The following is a 14,039-nucleotide window of genomic DNA, read 5'->3' on the forward strand; positions in this document are numbered from 1 at the left end:
CAGAATCTCACCCGGGAGGCGTCGTGTTCAGTGCCGTCGCGCGGATCTTCCGCACGCCGGACCTCCGCCGCAAGATCGCGTTCACACTCGGCATCATCGCCCTGTTCCGGCTCGGGTCATTCGTCCCCGCGCCGTTCGTGGACTTCGGCAACGTCCAGCTCTGTCTCGCGGGGAACGCGGGCGCCTCGGGTCTCTACGACCTCGTCAACCTCTTCTCCGGCGGTGCGCTCCTGCAGCTGTCGATCTTCGCGCTCGGCATCATGCCGTACATCACCGCGTCGATCATCGTGCAGCTGCTGCGCGTCGTCATCCCGCACTTCGACACCCTCTACAAGGAGGGCCAGGCGGGCCAGGCGAAGCTGACGCAGTACACGCGCTACCTCACGATCGCGCTCGGCGTCCTGCAGTCGACGACCCTCATCACCGTCGCCCGCTCCGGCGCGCTGTTCGGCGACACCGGCACCGCCGAGTGCTCGCAGCTCATCGTCGCGGGCGGCGACACCTGGTACGGCATCCTGCTCATGGTCATCACCATGACCGCCGGCACCGGCGTCATCATGTGGATGGGCGAGCTCATCACCGAGCGTGGCGTCGGCAACGGCATGTCGCTGCTCATCTTCACCTCGATCGTCGCGGCCTTCCCCGGCTCGCTCGGCTCCATCGCGGCCCAGCACAACATCGAGACCCTGCTCCTCGTCATCGCGATCGGCATCCTGATCATGGTCGCCGTCATCTTCGTCGAGCAGTCGCAGCGGCGCATCCCCGTCCAGTACGCGAAGCGCATGGTCGGACGCCGCACCTACGGCGGCAACAACACGTACATCCCGATCAAGGTCAACATGGCGGGCGTCGTGCCGGTCATCTTCGCCTCATCGCTGCTGTACCTGCCCGCCCTCATCGCGCAGTTCAACCAGCCCGGCCAGGGCGAGGAAGCGCAGCCGTGGGTCGAGTGGATCTCCACCTACCTCACGCGCGGCGACCACCCGCTCTACATGCTGCTCTACTTCCTGCTCATCGTCGGCTTCACGTACTTCTACGTCGCCATCACGTTCAATCCGGACGAGGTCGCCGACAACATGAAGAAGTACGGCGGCTTCATCCCGGGCATCCGCGCCGGCCGCCCCACCGCCGAGTACCTCGACTACGTGCTCACCCGCGTCACGCTCCCCGGCTCGCTCTACCTCGGAATCGTCGCGCTCGTGCCGCTCATCGCGCTCGTGCTCGTCGGGGCCAACCAGAACTTCCCGTTCGGCGGCACCTCGCTGCTGATCATGGTCGGCGTCGGTCTCGAGACGGTGAAGCAGATCGACTCGCAGCTGCAGCAGCGCCACTACGAGGGGCTCCTGCGATGACGGTCCGGCTGCTCATCGTCGGACCCCCCGGGGCCGGCAAGGGAACCCAGGCCGCCCGCATCGCGGAGCACTTCGGCATCCCGACCATCTCGACCGGCGACATCTTCCGCGCCAACATCAAGAACGGGACCGAGCTCGGCAAGCGCGTCAAGGCGATCGTCGACGCCGGCGACTACGTGCCCGACTCGCTCACCAACGAGCTCGTCACCGACCGCCTCTCCGAGGCCGACGCCACCACCGGCTTCCTCCTCGACGGGTACCCCCGCACCCCCGACCAGGTGCGCTACCTCGACGAGCTGCTCGCCTCCCACGGTCACAAGCTCGACGCCGTGCTCCGTCTCGTCGCCGACCAGGACGAGATCGTGCGCCGCCTCCGCAAGCGCGCCATCGAACAGGGCCGCGCCGACGACTCCGAAGAGGCCATCCGGCACCGCCAGGAGGTCTACCAGCGCGAGACCGCGCCGGTGCTCGAGATGTTCCGCGAACAGGGCCTCCTCATCGAGGTCGACGGACTCGGCACGGTCGACGAGGTCACGGACCGCATCTGGGCCGCCTTCGCCGAGGCCGGCATCGGCGTCCCCGCCGAGTAGCACCGCCTTGGCGGCCTGACGCCGCTTCACGAGGGAGCGGGGGGCGTTCCGAGCCGCATGCCCCCGCGGGCCTGAACGGCGCGCTCCCGCCAGTCCCGATGCCAGCGTCTCGGAAAGCCCCCGGCACCCTCGCTTCACTCGTGCGCCGTGCGGGTACGGCCGATGTGATCCGTTGGGGTGGTCTCGAGACGCGTCGCGCAGCGCGCGGCGCTCCTCGACCACCTGGGTTCGGCCGCCGCTCGACCGACGCGAGATGGCTCGCAAGCGACCCCGCCCGCCCGTGGAGCGGCATCCGGCAGGGCCGCCGGGGATGACTCAGTCGTCGATGAGGCGGGTGAGCTCGGCGACGAGGGTGGGGATGTCGGTCGCGCGGGCCACGAGGTTGCGGATGTTGTCGCGGTCGGCGAAGACCTCGACCAGCTGATCGAAGACCTCCTGGAAGGAGGCGCGACCCGACTCGCTGAAGGCGATGAACGCGACCACCTCGACCCGCGCGTCGCCCCACGGCATCGACGTCGAGTTGAGCACGAGGGCGATCGCGGTGCGCTCCGCCGTCATCTCCATGGCGTGCGGCATCGCGAGGCCGTCGGTGAACGCCGTCGAGGAGAGGCGCTCGCGCTCGATCGCGCCGGCGACGTAGGCGTCGTCGACGATGCCCGCCTCGACCATGCGGGCCCCGAGCGTGCGGATCATGCTCTCGGCGTCGGGGGCGTACAGCTCGCGGAAGAAGAGCCGCTCGTCGAAGTAGGAGCCGAGGCGCTCGGCGAGCCGCGTGCGGCGCCGCTGCCGACGGATGCGGGCGATGGCGGCGTGGATGGCCTGCGCATCCGGCTCCCCGAGGAAGGGGTGCACGACGAGCACGCGCTCGCTCGGGGCGGGCGGGTCGATGACGGAGATGACGAGGTCGCCGGGAAGGGCGTCCCAGTCGACGTCGGAGCGGGTGTCGAGCTGCTCGATGCGCAGCTCGCCGCCGACGGACGCCTCGACGCGGCGCAGAAGCTCGAGGTGGAGCCGGTGATAGGCGGGCGCGACGATCGTTGCGGTGACGGCCTGCTCGGTCTGGCGCTGCTCCTCGAGGCGGGCGCCGAGGTGCATGGCGAGGTAGGCGATCTCGTCCTCGGGCACGGCGATGCCGGAGTCGAGCTGCAGCTCGCGCGCGAGGTACACGGCGAGCTCGTAGATCATCGGGTACCCCGACTTGATCGACCGGGTGAGCGGGTTGCGCGAGAACGAGCCCTCCTGCGCGCGGCGCTGGAGCTGGCGGATGTGCATGGCGAGTCGCAGGAGGAAGTCGTCGTCGCCGTCGAGGTCGACGAGATACTCGTGGGCGGCCTTCTCGACGATCGCGCGCACGCGTTCCAGCTGCTCGTCGTCGAGGGGCGGGGGACCGGCATCCACGGGGTCGACGGCGACGCGCGTGCCGAGCAGGAAGCCGAGGTAGCCGAGGTCGCCGGGCGGAAGCCGCACGCCGAAGTGGTCGGCGACGAGCTCGTCGAGGATCGCCGCGAAGACGCCCTCCTCGTCGCCGCCCGTGCGGTCGGGGAGGCTGTGGTGCGCCTGGGTGCGGTCGACGGCGATCGCGAGGTGCAGCAGCACGGTGCCGAGGCCGTAGTCGTTGATCTCGTAGCCGTCGGACACGAGCCGAGCGATGAGGTCGGTCTTGAACGCGGAGAGGTCGCCCGCGGCGAACCAGCTCTCGATGCGGTCGACCTCGCGCATGCCGCGGGTGGCCTCGTCGCGGAAGAGCGCGCCGATGAGACGGCGTCGGGCGGTCTCGGGGCCTTCGAGCTGCACGTGCTCGCGCGCGCGCACGATCGTGAGCCCGACGGCGCCGGCGCGCGACCGGGCGCGGGCGAGGTCGGATTCGAGGGTCGAGTCGCTCACGTGCAGCCGCTCGGCGAGCTCGTACACGTCGACGCCGTCGCTCTCGGGGTCGGCGTCGAGCAGCGCGCGCAGCACGGCGGAGACGCGCGCGGCGGGCGTCACGGCGTCGTCGTCCTGGCTCTCGCGGATGCGGCGCCCCCACTCGGTGCGGTCGAGCCGGTAGCCGTGGGGTCCCGACTCGATGACAGGGGTGTCGCCCGCCGCGTTGAGGGCGGCGACGTAGCCGCGGATGCTGCGGTCGGTGACGCCGAGGCGCGCGGCGAGGTCCGCGGCCGTGACCCAGCCGCCGTGCTGGGCGAGCGCATCCGTGAGCTGTTCGTGTCTCGCGACCATGCCACTCCGCTCCGCGCCGACCGTGCGTCACCCCAGTCAAGCAGCCGTGGCGCGGCCGCGGCACGGGTCCGGGGGAGATTTCCGGGGGCCCGGAAGCGACCGCGCTGGCAGGCGCTCCGCATCCGGGAGCACACTGGCCTCGCCCGCCGGGAGAGGGAACCGGCGGGCCCCGGACTCAGGTGCGGGACGGCAGCGCCGCCGACGCGGTCCCGTGGGCGGCAGAGCGGCAGGACGGGAGACGGACGCCATGCGGGTGCTCATCGTGTGCGGCGCGGGCGCGTCGAGCACCTTCGTCGCCCAGCGCCTCCGCCGCGCCGCCGCCGCGCGGGGTGTCGACGTGACTCCCGTGCCGTCGTCGGCCGCTGCGGCCCCGAACCTCATCCCCGACGTCGACGTGGTGCTCGCGGGAGCCCACCTCGGCGGGCAGGTCGCCGTGTTGGGGGCTGCCGCCGCTGCCGCCGACGTGCCCTTCGTGGTCGTCGCGGATGCGGCGCGCGAAGACGGCGACCACCTCCTCGACACGACTCTGGCGGCCGCGGCCGCCGCAGGAAGGACGTCCTGATGGAACGCACGGTCACGATCGCCTCCGGCCACGGGCTGCACGCCCGCCCGGCGAAGCTCTTCACGCAGGCGGTCGCCGCATCCGGTCACCAGGTGACCATCGGGCGCCCCGGCGGCAAGGCCGTCAACGCCGCGAGCATCCTCGGCATCATCGCCGCCGGCTTCGAGAACGGCGACGAGGTCGTGCTCGACGTGCAGGGCGACGACGCCGAGCGCGTGCTCGACGAGCTCTGCGAGTTCCTGACGACCGACCACGACGAGGCCGAGGCCGCCGGATGATCGAGGTGCGCGAGCTGCGCGGCGTCGGCGTCGGCACCGGGATCGTCGTCGGGCCGGTGCTGCACGTGTCGCGTCAGGCGACCGCGGCGCCGACCGACGCCCCGAGCACGCTCGGCGCGGATGCGGAGCTCGCGCGCGCACGGGAGGCGCTCGCGGGTGTGTCGGCGCAGCTGCGGGAGCGTGCCGCAGGGGCCGACGAAGCGACGCGCGACGTGCTCGAGGCGCAGGCGCTCATGACCGACGACCCCGAGCTGCTCGCGGCCGTCGAACGCCACCTCGAGTCGGGGGTCACGGCCGAGAAGGCGGTGACGGATGCGTTCGGCGAGTTCTCGGCGCTCCTCGCGGATGCGGGCGAGTACTTCGCGGAGCGCGTCGCCGACCTGCACGACCTCGCCGACCGCGCGGTCGCCGCGCTGCAGGGACGCTCGACGGAGCTCGTGACCGACCCCGGGCATCCGTACGTGCTCGTCGCGCGCGACCTCGCGCCCGCCGACACCGCCGTGCTCGACCTCGACCGCGTGCTCGCCTTCGTCACGAGCGAGGGCGGACCGACCTCGCACACGGCGATCCTCGCCCGCCAGCGCGGCATCGTCGCGATCGTCGGCGCATCCGGTGTCGAGTCGCTGCCCGACGGCACGCGCGTGATCGTCGACGCCGAGCGCGGCCGAGTGTACGCCGACCCGGATGCCGCGGAGCTCGCCGACGCCGAGCAGCGCATCGCCGCGCGGCAGGCGGCCGCGGATGCCCCCGCGGGCCCCGGGGCGCTCGCCGACGGCACCCCGATCAAGCTCCTCGCCAACCTCGGCAAGCCGGGGGAGGCCGCGGAGGCCGTGCGCCTCGGCGCCGAGGGCGTGGGCCTCTTCCGCACCGAGTTCCTCTTCCTCGACGACGACGCGACGGCGCCGACCGTCGAGGACCAGCGGGCGAGCTACCGCGAGGTGCTCGCCGCGTTCCCGGGCAAGCGCGTCGTCGTGCGCTTGCTCGACGCGGGCGCCGACAAGCCGCTCGCGTTCCTCTCGCCGGGGGAGGAGGAGAACCCGGCCCTCGGTCGGCGCGGGCTCCGAGCGCTTCGCGCCTCGGAGTCCGTGCTCCGCGACCAGCTCGCGGCGCTCGCCGCGGCGCAGGCCGAGACGGATGCCGAGCTCTGGGTCATGGCGCCCATGGTCGCGACGGTCGAGGAGACCGTGTTCGTGACGCGCGCGATCCACGAGGCCGGCATCCGCACGGCGGGCGTCATGGTGGAGATCCCGTCGGTCGCGCTCGTCGCCGACCGCGTGCTCGCCCGCACCGACTTCGCGTCGATCGGCACGAACGACCTGACGCAGTACACGATGGCCGCCGACCGCCAGCTCGGCTCGGTCGCGGCCCTGCAGGATCCGTGGCATCCGGCGGTGCTGCGGCTCGTGAAGGAGGTGGGCGCCGCGGGCGCCGCCTCCGGCAAGCCGGTCGGTGTGTGCGGCGAGGCCGCCGCCGACCCCCTCCTCGCCGTCGTGCTGGCCGGGCTCGGTGTCACGAGCCTGTCCATGTCGCCGACGGCACTCGCAGACGTCCGCGTATCCCTCGCGCGGTACACCCTCGACGACGCGCGAGCGATCGCCGAGGCAGCCCTGGCGGCCGATGAGGCCGCCGATGCCCGAGAGGCGGCCCGGGCGGCCGCCGACACCATCACCGCCGGGCGCTCGTCCGGCATCCGAGCCAGGAGGCACACACCATGACGACGACGTCAGCACCGACGGCACAGCGGGGCGGGGGAGCCCGCGTCGCCGTCCAGAGATTCGGAACCTTCCTGTCGGGCATGATCATGCCCAACATCGCGGCCTTCATCGCCTGGGGCCTCGTGACCGCGATGTTCATCCCCAACGGCTGGTTCGGGGTGGAGAGCCCCGTCGCAGCCTGGCGCTGGGCGGACTCGGCGATCCTCGGCGGCGGGGAGGCGTCCGACGGCACCGTCTGGACGGGCCTCGTCGGCCCGATGATCACCTACATGCTGCCGCTGCTCATCGCCTATACGGGCGGTCGCATCGTCTACGGCGTGCGCGGCGCGGTCATCGGCGTCGTCGTGACGATGGGTGTCGTCATCGGCGCCGAGGGCACGGTCATGTTCCTCGGCGCGATGATCTGCGGCCCCCTCGCGGCCTGGATCCTCAAGCAGCTCGACAAGCTGTGGGCCGGCAAGATCAAGCCGGGCTTCGAGATGCTCGTCGACAACTTCTCGTCGGGCATCCTCGGCTTCCTGCTCGCCCTCGCGGCGTTCTTCGGCCTCGCACCGCTCATCAAGATCTTCAGCGATGCGCTCGGCGCGGCCGTCGGCTGGCTCATCGAGACGGGCCTCATCCCGCTCGCCTCGATCCTCGTCGAGCCCGCGAAGGTGCTGTTCCTCAACAACGCCATCAACCACGGCGTGTTCACGCCGCTCGGTACCGAGCAGGTCGTCGAGAACGGCAAGAGCCTGCTGTTCCTCGTCGAGGCGAACCCCGGACCGGGTGCGGGCCTGCTGCTCGCGCTCACGGTGTTCGGCGTCGGCGCGGCGCGCGCGACCGCCCCGGGTGCGTTCATCATCCAGTTCCTCGGCGGCATCCATGAGGTGTACTTCCCGTACGTGCTCGCGAAGCCGCTCCTCATCGTCGCCATGATCGGCGGCGGCGCGACGGGCGTGCTGACGAACGTCATCTTCAACTCGGGTCTGCGGGCTCCCGCGGCACCGGGGTCGATCTTCGCGGTCGTCATCCAGACGGCGCCCGACAGCTACGTCGGCGTCATCCTCTCGGTCATCCTCGCGGCGGCCGTGACGTTCCTCATCGCGATGCCGATCCTGCTCGCGAGCCGCAAGCGCGACCTCGCGTCCGAGGCGGATGCGGATGCGCGCCTCGCCGCGTCGGTCGCGCAGACGAGCGCGAACAAGGGCAAGGAGAGCTCCGTGCTCTCGGGCCTCGCGACGAGCGTCGGCGCCGGAGCGGGCGGCGACGTCGCGACGAAGACGATCGAGAAGGTCGTGTTCGCGTGCGATGCGGGCATGGGCTCGAGCGCGATGGGCGCATCCGTGCTGCGGAACAAGTTCAAGAAGGCGGGCATCGAGGTCGACGTGTCGAACGCGGCGATCGCGAACCTCACGGGCGACGAGGATCTCGTCATCACGCAGAATGAGCTCACGCCGCGCGCCCGGCAGAAGGCGCCGGATGCGGTGCACGTGTCCGTCGACAACTTCATGAACTCGCCGCGGTACGACGAGGTCGTGGAGCTCGTGAAGAACCAGAGGGAAGGGGCCGCCCAGTAAGCCCCGAGGGGTCCGGCGGCGAGAGAGGAGCACACCATGAGCGACGACATCCTGACGCCCGAGCGAGTGCTGCTCGCCGACCGGACCCCGACCCGCGAGGAGGCGGTGCGCGACGTCGGCCGCCTCCTCGTGGAGGCCGGGGCCGTGCGGCCCGACTACGTCGACTCGATGCTCGCCCGGGAGGCGACCGTGTCGACGTCGATGGGGAACTTCCTCGCGATCCCCCACGGCACCAATGAGGGCCGCGAGTTCATTGACGCGACGGCGCTCGCCGTCATTCGCTATCCCGAGGCGATCGACTGGGACGGCGACGAGGTGCGGTTCGTGATCGGCATCGCGGGTCGCGAGAACGAGCACCTCGAGATCCTCGGACGGATCGCGGTGCTGTTCTCGGAGGACGACGAGGTGCAGGCTCTGCTCGCGGCGCCCACCGCGGAGGAGCTGTACGCTCGGATCTCCGCCGTCAACGAGGACTAGGTCCGCGAGAGTACGTACTTTTCCCGCGACACGCCGCGTGGTCGCCGCAAAGTACGTACTTTCGCGGATTATGCGTATTCGCTTCGGATCGGGTAGGATCGATCTTTGGTGTCTTGTGCCTACACGGCCGTCCGCACCGAATCAATCACCCGCATGACCGAGTGTCACCGATAGCGATTTAGAGGGTATGGCCAAGAAAGACGGCGTCATCGAGATCGAGGGATCTGTCCTCGAGGCTCTGCCGAACGCGATGTTCCGCGTCGAGCTGAGCAACGGGCACAAGGTTCTCGCCCACATTTCGGGCAAGATGCGTCAGCACTACATCCGCATCCTCCCCGAGGACCGCGTGATCGTGGAGCTGAGCCCCTACGACCTGACCCGCGGCCGGATCGTCTACCGCTACAAGTGACCCTCGGGAAGTAACGGCCTGCGCACGCGCAGGTACGAGGACAGCGAGAAGGAAAAATGAAGGTCAACCCGAGCGTCAAGCCCATCTGCGACCACTGCAAGGTCATCCGCCGCAACGGCCGCGTGATGGTCATCTGCAAGTCGAACCCGCGTCACAAGCAGCGTCAGGGTTGAGCCGAAGGTCGACACCGCGAAGCGGTTTCGACCGAAGGCTCAAGGTCGAGTAGGCCCGCGCGAAGCGCGGACCGTGTCGAGACCCCACGTCAGCAGACGTCACAACTCAACAGATCAAGAAGCACCGCCAGAACCACCTGCATCCGTGCGGTTGGGGACACCTCGGGTTCGGAGGCCCGGGCACCGGCGGCGCTCCACACCTCCGATCGACTCCATAAGGAGAAGCCGCCATGGCACGTATCGCCGGCGTCGACATCCCGCGCGAGAAGCGCGTCGAGGTCGCCCTGACGTACATCTACGGCGTGGGCCGCACTCGCGCGCTCGCGACCCTCAAGGAGACCGGGATCTCCGGTGACATCCGCGTGAAGGATCTGACCGACGACCAGCTCGTCGCCCTTCGCGACTTCATCGAGGGCAACTACAAGGTGGAGGGTGACCTTCGCCGTGAGGTGCAGGCCGACATCCGCCGCAAGGTCGAGATCGGCTCCTACGAGGGCCTCCGCCACCGTCGCGGTCTGCCCGTCCGCGGTCAGCGCACCAAGACCAACGCACGCACTCGCAAGGGCCCGAAGCGCACCGTGGCCGGCAAGAAGAAGGCAGGTAAGAAGTAATGGCTGCTCCGAAGGCCGCCGCGCGCAAGCCGCGCCGCAAGGAGAAGAAGAACATCGCCGTGGGCCAGGCCCACATCAAGTCGACGTTCAACAACACGATCGTCTCCATCACCGACCCGTCCGGTGCCGTCATCAGCTGGGCCTCCTCGGGTGGCGTCGGCTTCAAGGGCTCGCGCAAGTCGACCCCCTACGCCGCGCAGCTTGCCGCCGAGTCGGCCGCCCGTCAGGCGCAGGAGCACGGCATGAAGAAGGTCGACGTCTTCGTGAAGGGCCCGGGCTCGGGTCGCGAGACGGCGATCCGCTCGCTCCAGGCCGCTGGTCTCGAGGTCGGCACGATCAACGATGTGACGCCCCAGGCGCACAACGGATGCCGTCCGCCCAAGCGTCGTCGCGTGTGATCTCGCCGCTCGGATGACCGGGTCCTGATCCGGTCATCCGAGCGCGCCAACGTCTTTCCACAACTCAACAAACGGCGGCCCAGCCACCCGCCGCATCTGTCGTGGGCGTCATATGGCGGACGCCCTCGCCGAAAGGAAACCACGTGCTCATCGCACAGCGTCCCACCCTCTCCGAAGAGGTCATCTCGGAGTTCCGCTCCGCGTTCGTCATCGAGCCCCTCGAGCCCGGCTTCGGCTACACGCTCGGCAACTCGCTGCGTCGCACCCTTCTCTCGTCGATCCCCGGCGCGGCCGTCACGAGCATCCGCCTCGACGGCATCCAGCACGAGTTCGACACCATCCCGGGTGTCAAGGAGGACGTCGTCGAGATCGTCCTCAACATCAAGAACCTGGTCGTCTCGAGCGAGCACGACGAGCCCATCACCGCCTACCTGCGCAAGACCGGCGCGGGCCAGGTGACCGCCGCCGACATCTCGGCGCCGGCGGGTGTGGAGATCCACAACCCCGACCTCGTCATCGCGACCCTCAACGACAAGGCGAAGTTCGACCTCGAGCTCACGATCGAGCGCGGCCGCGGCTACGTCTCGGCCACCCAGAACCGCAGCGAGTTCTCCGAGGCCGGCCAGATCCCGGTCGACTCGATCTACTCTCCCGTGCTCAAGGTCACCTACCGCGTGGAGGCCACGCGTGCCGGTGAGCGCACCGACTTCGACCGCCTCGTGGTCGACGTCGAGACGAAGCCGGCGATCACGCCGCGCGACGCGCTCGCCTCGGCCGGTCGCACGCTCGTCGAGCTGTTCGGTCTCGCCCGCGAGCTGAACACCGCCGCCGAGGGCATCGAGATCGGGCCCGCCCCGGTCGACGCCGTGCTCTCGAGCGAGCTGTCGATGCCCATCGAGGACCTCGACCTCTCGGTGCGCTCGTACAACTGCCTCAAGCGCGAGGGCATCAACACCGTCAGCGAGCTCGTCGCCCTCTCGGAGACGCAGCTCATGAACATCCGCAACTTCGGTCAGAAGTCCGTGGACGAGGTGAAGGACAAGCTCGTCGAGCTCGGCCTCTCGCTCAAGGACAGCGTGCCCGGCTTCGACGGCGCGCACTTCTACGGCGGATACGACGACGAGACCGTCTGAGCCCGCACTGACCACAGAACCCTCTGCGCCGCGATGATCCGCGACGCGCAACTCCTGGAGAACGACTGATCATGCCCCAGCCCACCAAGGGTCCCCGTCTCGGCGGCGGTCCGGCGCACGAGCGCCTGCTGCTCGCGAACCTCGCCGCGGCCCTGTTCACCCACAAGAGCATCACGACCACCGAGACGAAGGCCAAGCGCCTCCGCCCCGTGGCCGAGCGTCTCATCACCTTCGCCAAGCGCGGTGACCTGCACTCGCGTCGTCGTGTGCTCTCGATCATCAGCGACAAGTCGGTCGTGCACGAGCTCTTCACCGAGATCGCGCCGCTCGTCGCCGAGCGCGACGGCGGATACACCCGCATCACGAAGATCGGCAACCGCAAGGGCGACAACGCCCCCATGGCGGTCATCGAGCTCGTGCTCGAGCCGGTCGTGAAGAAGTCGGCCGCCCGCGTCGAGACCCCGAAGGCGGAGGCGAAGCCCGCCGCCGAGGAGACCCCGGTCGAGGAGACCGAGGCCCCCGTCGAGGAGTCGACCGAGGTCGAGGCGCCCGCGGAGGAGACCGAGGCTGCTGCCGAGGAGACCACCGAGGACGCTCCCGCCGAGGAGTCGGAGGAGAAGTAACTCCCCGCATCCCTTTCCCAGAGGGCCCCGCTCACGTCGAGCGGGGCCTTCTGCTTTCCCGCCTCCCGCTCAGATGAGCCGATAAGCTCCCACATGGGGTCGATCCGGGAACCCGACACCGCCCGGGCCCCTTCGAGGAATGACAGGGACATGCCTGACGGGACGCAGCTGCACTACGAGGTCGCTCGTGCGTACTACCTCGACGGCCTGTCGAAGATCGAGATCGGCGAGCGCTTCGGCGTGAGCCGCTTCCAGGTCGCCAAACTGCTCAAGGAGGCCGTCGATACGGGCGTCGTCCGCATCGAGTTGCGTCGCCCCCAGTCGGAGCTCACGACGACGCTCGCGGCCGAGGTCGCCGCGGCTCTCGGCGTGCGCCAGGTGCGCATCGCCGAGGCGGGTTCGGATGAGCTCGCGCCGAGCGAGGTGCTCGGACGCACCGTCATGGAGACCATCCAGGACCTCATCCGCCCGGGCATGACGGTGGGGCTCTCGTGGTCGCGCACGCTCGACATCGCGGCGAAGTTCATGAAGGAGCCGCCGCCCTGCGACATCGTGCAGCTCGCGGGCGCCCTCCAGCTGCCGGGCGTCGGCAGCCTTCCGCAGCTCATCTCGCGCCTCGGCGACAGCCCGGGCATCAACACCTGGCCCATCCACGCCCCGCTCGTCGTCGACGAGGAGTCGACGGCGCGCGATCTCCGCAAGCAGCCGGAGATCGCCCAGGCGCTCGACCGCGCGGACCGGCTCGACCTGGCGGTCGTCTCGCTCGCCGAGTGGAAGGGTGGGGAGTCGAGCGTGTGGGACAAGGTCTCGCGGGCGGACCGCGAGCTCGCGGCGGATGCCGGAGCGGTCGCGGAGATCTCGGGGCGCCTGCTCGGGGCGGACGGCGAGCCCGTCGTCACACGCCTCGACAAGCGCATCATCAGCGTGCGGCTCGAGCAGCTCGCGCGCACCCCCGAGGTCGTCGCGGTCGTGCCGAGCGCGGGTCGCCTCGAGGCGGTCTTCGCCGCCGCACGCGCCGGCTTCGTGACGACGTTCGTGATGGGGAGCGACCTCGCGGCCCTCATCAAGGAGCGCGCCGACGCCTCGCGGTGACGGGACTCAGCCGTCCTCTTCGCCCGCCGCGCTCACCGACACGATGCCGCGCGTCTCGGAGAGCTGTGAGATGAGCTCGTCGGGGGAGGCCCGACGCCGGTGGGTGAAGGTGATGTTCGCCTCGACGATCGTGTGCCCCTTGGGTGTCTCGAACTTGCGGGTCTGCAACAGCGCGATCTTGTAGCCGAGGCGCGTCGCGGTCTCGACGATGACACGCATGACGCCGCGGTTCTCGCGGTAGCGCACGACGAGGGTCTCGCCCGTGTCGGACCGGGGGATGCGCCGCGCGGCGTAGCTGAGCGCCGTCACGGCGAGGAAGTACAGCAGGGTCGAGATGATCGCGAGCCCCGGCATCCCGGCCCCGCATGCCATGCCGATCGCGGCCGTGACCCAGACGGATGCGGCTGTCGTGAGCCCGTTGACGACGTTCTGCCGCACGAAGATGACGCCCGCGCCGAGGAAGCCGATACCCGACACGATCTGCGCCGCGATGCGCGAGGGGTCGACGATCGTGTCGGGGCCGACTGTGTGGCTGAAGCCGTAGGCCGAGACGAGCGTGAAGATCGCCGAGCCGAGGCCGACGAGGGTGTGCGTCCGCACGCCCGCGCTCTTGAGGCGGCGCTGCCGTTCGGCGCCGATGCTCGCGGACAGCACGAACGCGAGGCTCGCGAGCACGACCTCGGTCAGCAGGGTCTCGCTGAAGAGGTCGAACTGCAGCATGGGTGCTCCATCCGGGTCGCCGGCGGCGTCGCGCGGGACCGAGAGACGAGAAAGTCTTGACAGATCTCAGATGATACACCAGCCTCTCAGATGAGCGAGCGCCCTTCAATCGGCACCCGCCCGATCGAGT

Annotated in this window: 16 protein-coding genes; 14 read left to right on the plus strand and 2 right to left on the minus strand. The window is 70.0% G+C overall.

The genetic code is table 11. The features are described from left to right. The first annotated feature begins 23 nt into the window (after positions 1–23). Both secY and H4J02_RS01800 read left to right on the plus strand, forming a co-directional pair. On the plus strand, positions 24–1,352 hold the full coding sequence (gene secY / locus H4J02_RS01795) for a preprotein translocase subunit SecY (protein ID WP_187675428.1): 1,329 nt from the start codon (positions 24–26) through the stop codon (positions 1,350–1,352). Then, entirely contained in the window at positions 1,349–1,942 is a 594-nt protein-coding gene (locus H4J02_RS01800; protein ID WP_187675429.1) for an adenylate kinase, read from the plus strand. The genes secY and H4J02_RS01800 overlap by 4 nt, the downstream gene beginning before the upstream one ends. Before the next feature lie 315 nt (positions 1,943–2,257). Here H4J02_RS01800 and H4J02_RS01805 read toward each other — a convergent pair whose 3' ends face one another. Next, positions 2,258–4,159, minus strand: coding sequence for a transcription antiterminator (locus H4J02_RS01805; RefSeq protein ID WP_187675430.1), 1,902 nt, complete (start codon positions 4,157–4,159; stop codon positions 2,258–2,260). Positions 4,160–4,406: 247 nt separating this feature from the next. Between H4J02_RS01805 and H4J02_RS01810 the strand changes: the two genes are divergently transcribed. The 12 genes from H4J02_RS01810 to H4J02_RS01865 all read left to right on the plus strand — a co-directional run bounded on the left by H4J02_RS01810 (position 4,407) and on the right by H4J02_RS01865 (position 13,189). Continuing rightward, the gene (locus H4J02_RS01810; RefSeq protein ID WP_187675431.1) at positions 4,407–4,721 is read left to right on the plus strand and encodes a PTS IIB subunit; all 315 of its coding nucleotides are present in this window, start codon (positions 4,407–4,409) and stop codon (positions 4,719–4,721) included. Continuing rightward, positions 4,721–4,999: an HPr family phosphocarrier protein gene (locus H4J02_RS01815; protein ID WP_397420144.1), complete on the plus strand. Its 279-nt coding sequence runs from the start codon at positions 4,721–4,723 to the stop codon at positions 4,997–4,999. The genes H4J02_RS01810 and H4J02_RS01815 overlap by 1 nt, the downstream gene beginning before the upstream one ends. Next, positions 4,996–6,714, plus strand: coding sequence for a phosphoenolpyruvate--protein phosphotransferase (ptsP, locus tag H4J02_RS01820; protein WP_187675432.1), 1,719 nt, complete (start codon positions 4,996–4,998; stop codon positions 6,712–6,714). The genes H4J02_RS01815 and ptsP overlap by 4 nt, the downstream gene beginning before the upstream one ends. Next, the gene (locus tag H4J02_RS01825) at positions 6,711–8,273 is read left to right on the plus strand and encodes a PTS mannitol transporter subunit IICB (protein ID WP_187675433.1); all 1,563 of its coding nucleotides are present in this window, start codon (positions 6,711–6,713) and stop codon (positions 8,271–8,273) included. The genes ptsP and H4J02_RS01825 overlap by 4 nt, the downstream gene beginning before the upstream one ends. Before the next feature lie 36 nt (positions 8,274–8,309). Next, positions 8,310–8,750: a PTS sugar transporter subunit IIA gene (locus H4J02_RS01830; RefSeq protein WP_187675434.1), complete on the plus strand. Its 441-nt coding sequence runs from the start codon at positions 8,310–8,312 to the stop codon at positions 8,748–8,750. 187 nt (positions 8,751–8,937) lie between these two features. Then, a complete protein-coding gene (gene infA / locus H4J02_RS01835; protein ID WP_100365313.1) occupies positions 8,938–9,159 on the plus strand; it encodes a translation initiation factor IF-1 in 222 nt (73 codons plus the stop codon). A gap of 56 nt (positions 9,160–9,215) precedes the next feature. After that, entirely contained in the window at positions 9,216–9,332 is a 117-nt protein-coding gene (rpmJ, locus tag H4J02_RS01840) for a 50S ribosomal protein L36 (protein WP_055821300.1), read from the plus strand. Between the two features lie 230 nt (positions 9,333–9,562). Beyond that, complete coding sequence (gene rpsM, locus H4J02_RS01845) at positions 9,563–9,943, plus strand: 30S ribosomal protein S13 (RefSeq protein WP_187675435.1); 381 nt, start codon at positions 9,563–9,565, stop codon at positions 9,941–9,943. Continuing rightward, entirely contained in the window at positions 9,943–10,341 is a 399-nt protein-coding gene (rpsK, locus tag H4J02_RS01850; protein WP_149324693.1) for a 30S ribosomal protein S11, read from the plus strand. The genes rpsM and rpsK overlap by 1 nt, the downstream gene beginning before the upstream one ends. Before the next feature lie 143 nt (positions 10,342–10,484). Further along, positions 10,485–11,474 carry a DNA-directed RNA polymerase subunit alpha gene (locus tag H4J02_RS01855; protein WP_187675436.1) on the plus strand — a complete coding sequence of 330 codons (990 nt, stop codon included), beginning with the start codon at positions 10,485–10,487 and terminating at the stop codon, positions 11,472–11,474. A gap of 71 nt (positions 11,475–11,545) precedes the next feature. After that, the gene (rplQ, locus tag H4J02_RS01860; protein ID WP_187675437.1) at positions 11,546–12,097 is read left to right on the plus strand and encodes a 50S ribosomal protein L17; all 552 of its coding nucleotides are present in this window, start codon (positions 11,546–11,548) and stop codon (positions 12,095–12,097) included. A 150-nt stretch (positions 12,098–12,247) separates the two neighbouring features. After that, positions 12,248–13,189: a sugar-binding transcriptional regulator gene (locus tag H4J02_RS01865; protein WP_187675438.1), complete on the plus strand. Its 942-nt coding sequence runs from the start codon at positions 12,248–12,250 to the stop codon at positions 13,187–13,189. Positions 13,190–13,195: 6 nt separating this feature from the next. On the opposite strand, the gene H4J02_RS01870 is transcribed toward H4J02_RS01865, so the two are convergent. Further along, a complete protein-coding gene (locus H4J02_RS01870) occupies positions 13,196–13,909 on the minus strand; it encodes an MgtC/SapB family protein (protein WP_187675439.1) in 714 nt (237 codons plus the stop codon). Between the last annotated feature and the right edge of the window lie 130 nt (positions 13,910–14,039).

Source organism: Protaetiibacter sp. SSC-01 (assembly GCF_014483895.1).
Taxonomy (GTDB): Bacteria; Actinomycetota; Actinomycetes; order Actinomycetales; family Microbacteriaceae; genus Homoserinibacter.

What these genes read in the sequence shown, in the direction of transcription:
- H4J02_RS01800 (WP_187675429.1), top strand. Translation starts at nt 1,349, where the DNA reads ATGACGGTCCGGCTGCTCATCGTCGGACCCCCCGGGGCCGGCAAGGGA.
- H4J02_RS01805 (WP_187675430.1), bottom strand. Translation starts at nt 4,159, where the DNA reads ATGGTCGCGAGACACGAACAGCTCACGGATGCGCTCGCCCAGCACGGC.
- H4J02_RS01810 (WP_187675431.1), top strand. Translation starts at nt 4,407, where the DNA reads ATGCGGGTGCTCATCGTGTGCGGCGCGGGCGCGTCGAGCACCTTCGTC.
- H4J02_RS01815 (WP_397420144.1), top strand. Translation starts at nt 4,721, where the DNA reads ATGGAACGCACGGTCACGATCGCCTCCGGCCACGGGCTGCACGCCCGC.
- ptsP (WP_187675432.1), top strand. Translation starts at nt 4,996, where the DNA reads ATGATCGAGGTGCGCGAGCTGCGCGGCGTCGGCGTCGGCACCGGGATC.
- H4J02_RS01825 (WP_187675433.1), top strand. Translation starts at nt 6,711, where the DNA reads ATGACGACGACGTCAGCACCGACGGCACAGCGGGGCGGGGGAGCCCGC.
- H4J02_RS01830 (WP_187675434.1), top strand. Translation starts at nt 8,310, where the DNA reads ATGAGCGACGACATCCTGACGCCCGAGCGAGTGCTGCTCGCCGACCGG.
- infA (WP_100365313.1), top strand. Translation starts at nt 8,938, where the DNA reads ATGGCCAAGAAAGACGGCGTCATCGAGATCGAGGGATCTGTCCTCGAG.
- rpmJ (WP_055821300.1), top strand. Translation starts at nt 9,216, where the DNA reads ATGAAGGTCAACCCGAGCGTCAAGCCCATCTGCGACCACTGCAAGGTC.
- rpsM (WP_187675435.1), top strand. Translation starts at nt 9,563, where the DNA reads ATGGCACGTATCGCCGGCGTCGACATCCCGCGCGAGAAGCGCGTCGAG.
- rpsK (WP_149324693.1), top strand. Translation starts at nt 9,943, where the DNA reads ATGGCTGCTCCGAAGGCCGCCGCGCGCAAGCCGCGCCGCAAGGAGAAG.
- rplQ (WP_187675437.1), top strand. Translation starts at nt 11,546, where the DNA reads ATGCCCCAGCCCACCAAGGGTCCCCGTCTCGGCGGCGGTCCGGCGCAC.
- H4J02_RS01865 (WP_187675438.1), top strand. Translation starts at nt 12,248, where the DNA reads ATGCCTGACGGGACGCAGCTGCACTACGAGGTCGCTCGTGCGTACTAC.
- H4J02_RS01870 (WP_187675439.1), bottom strand. Translation starts at nt 13,909, where the DNA reads ATGCTGCAGTTCGACCTCTTCAGCGAGACCCTGCTGACCGAGGTCGTG.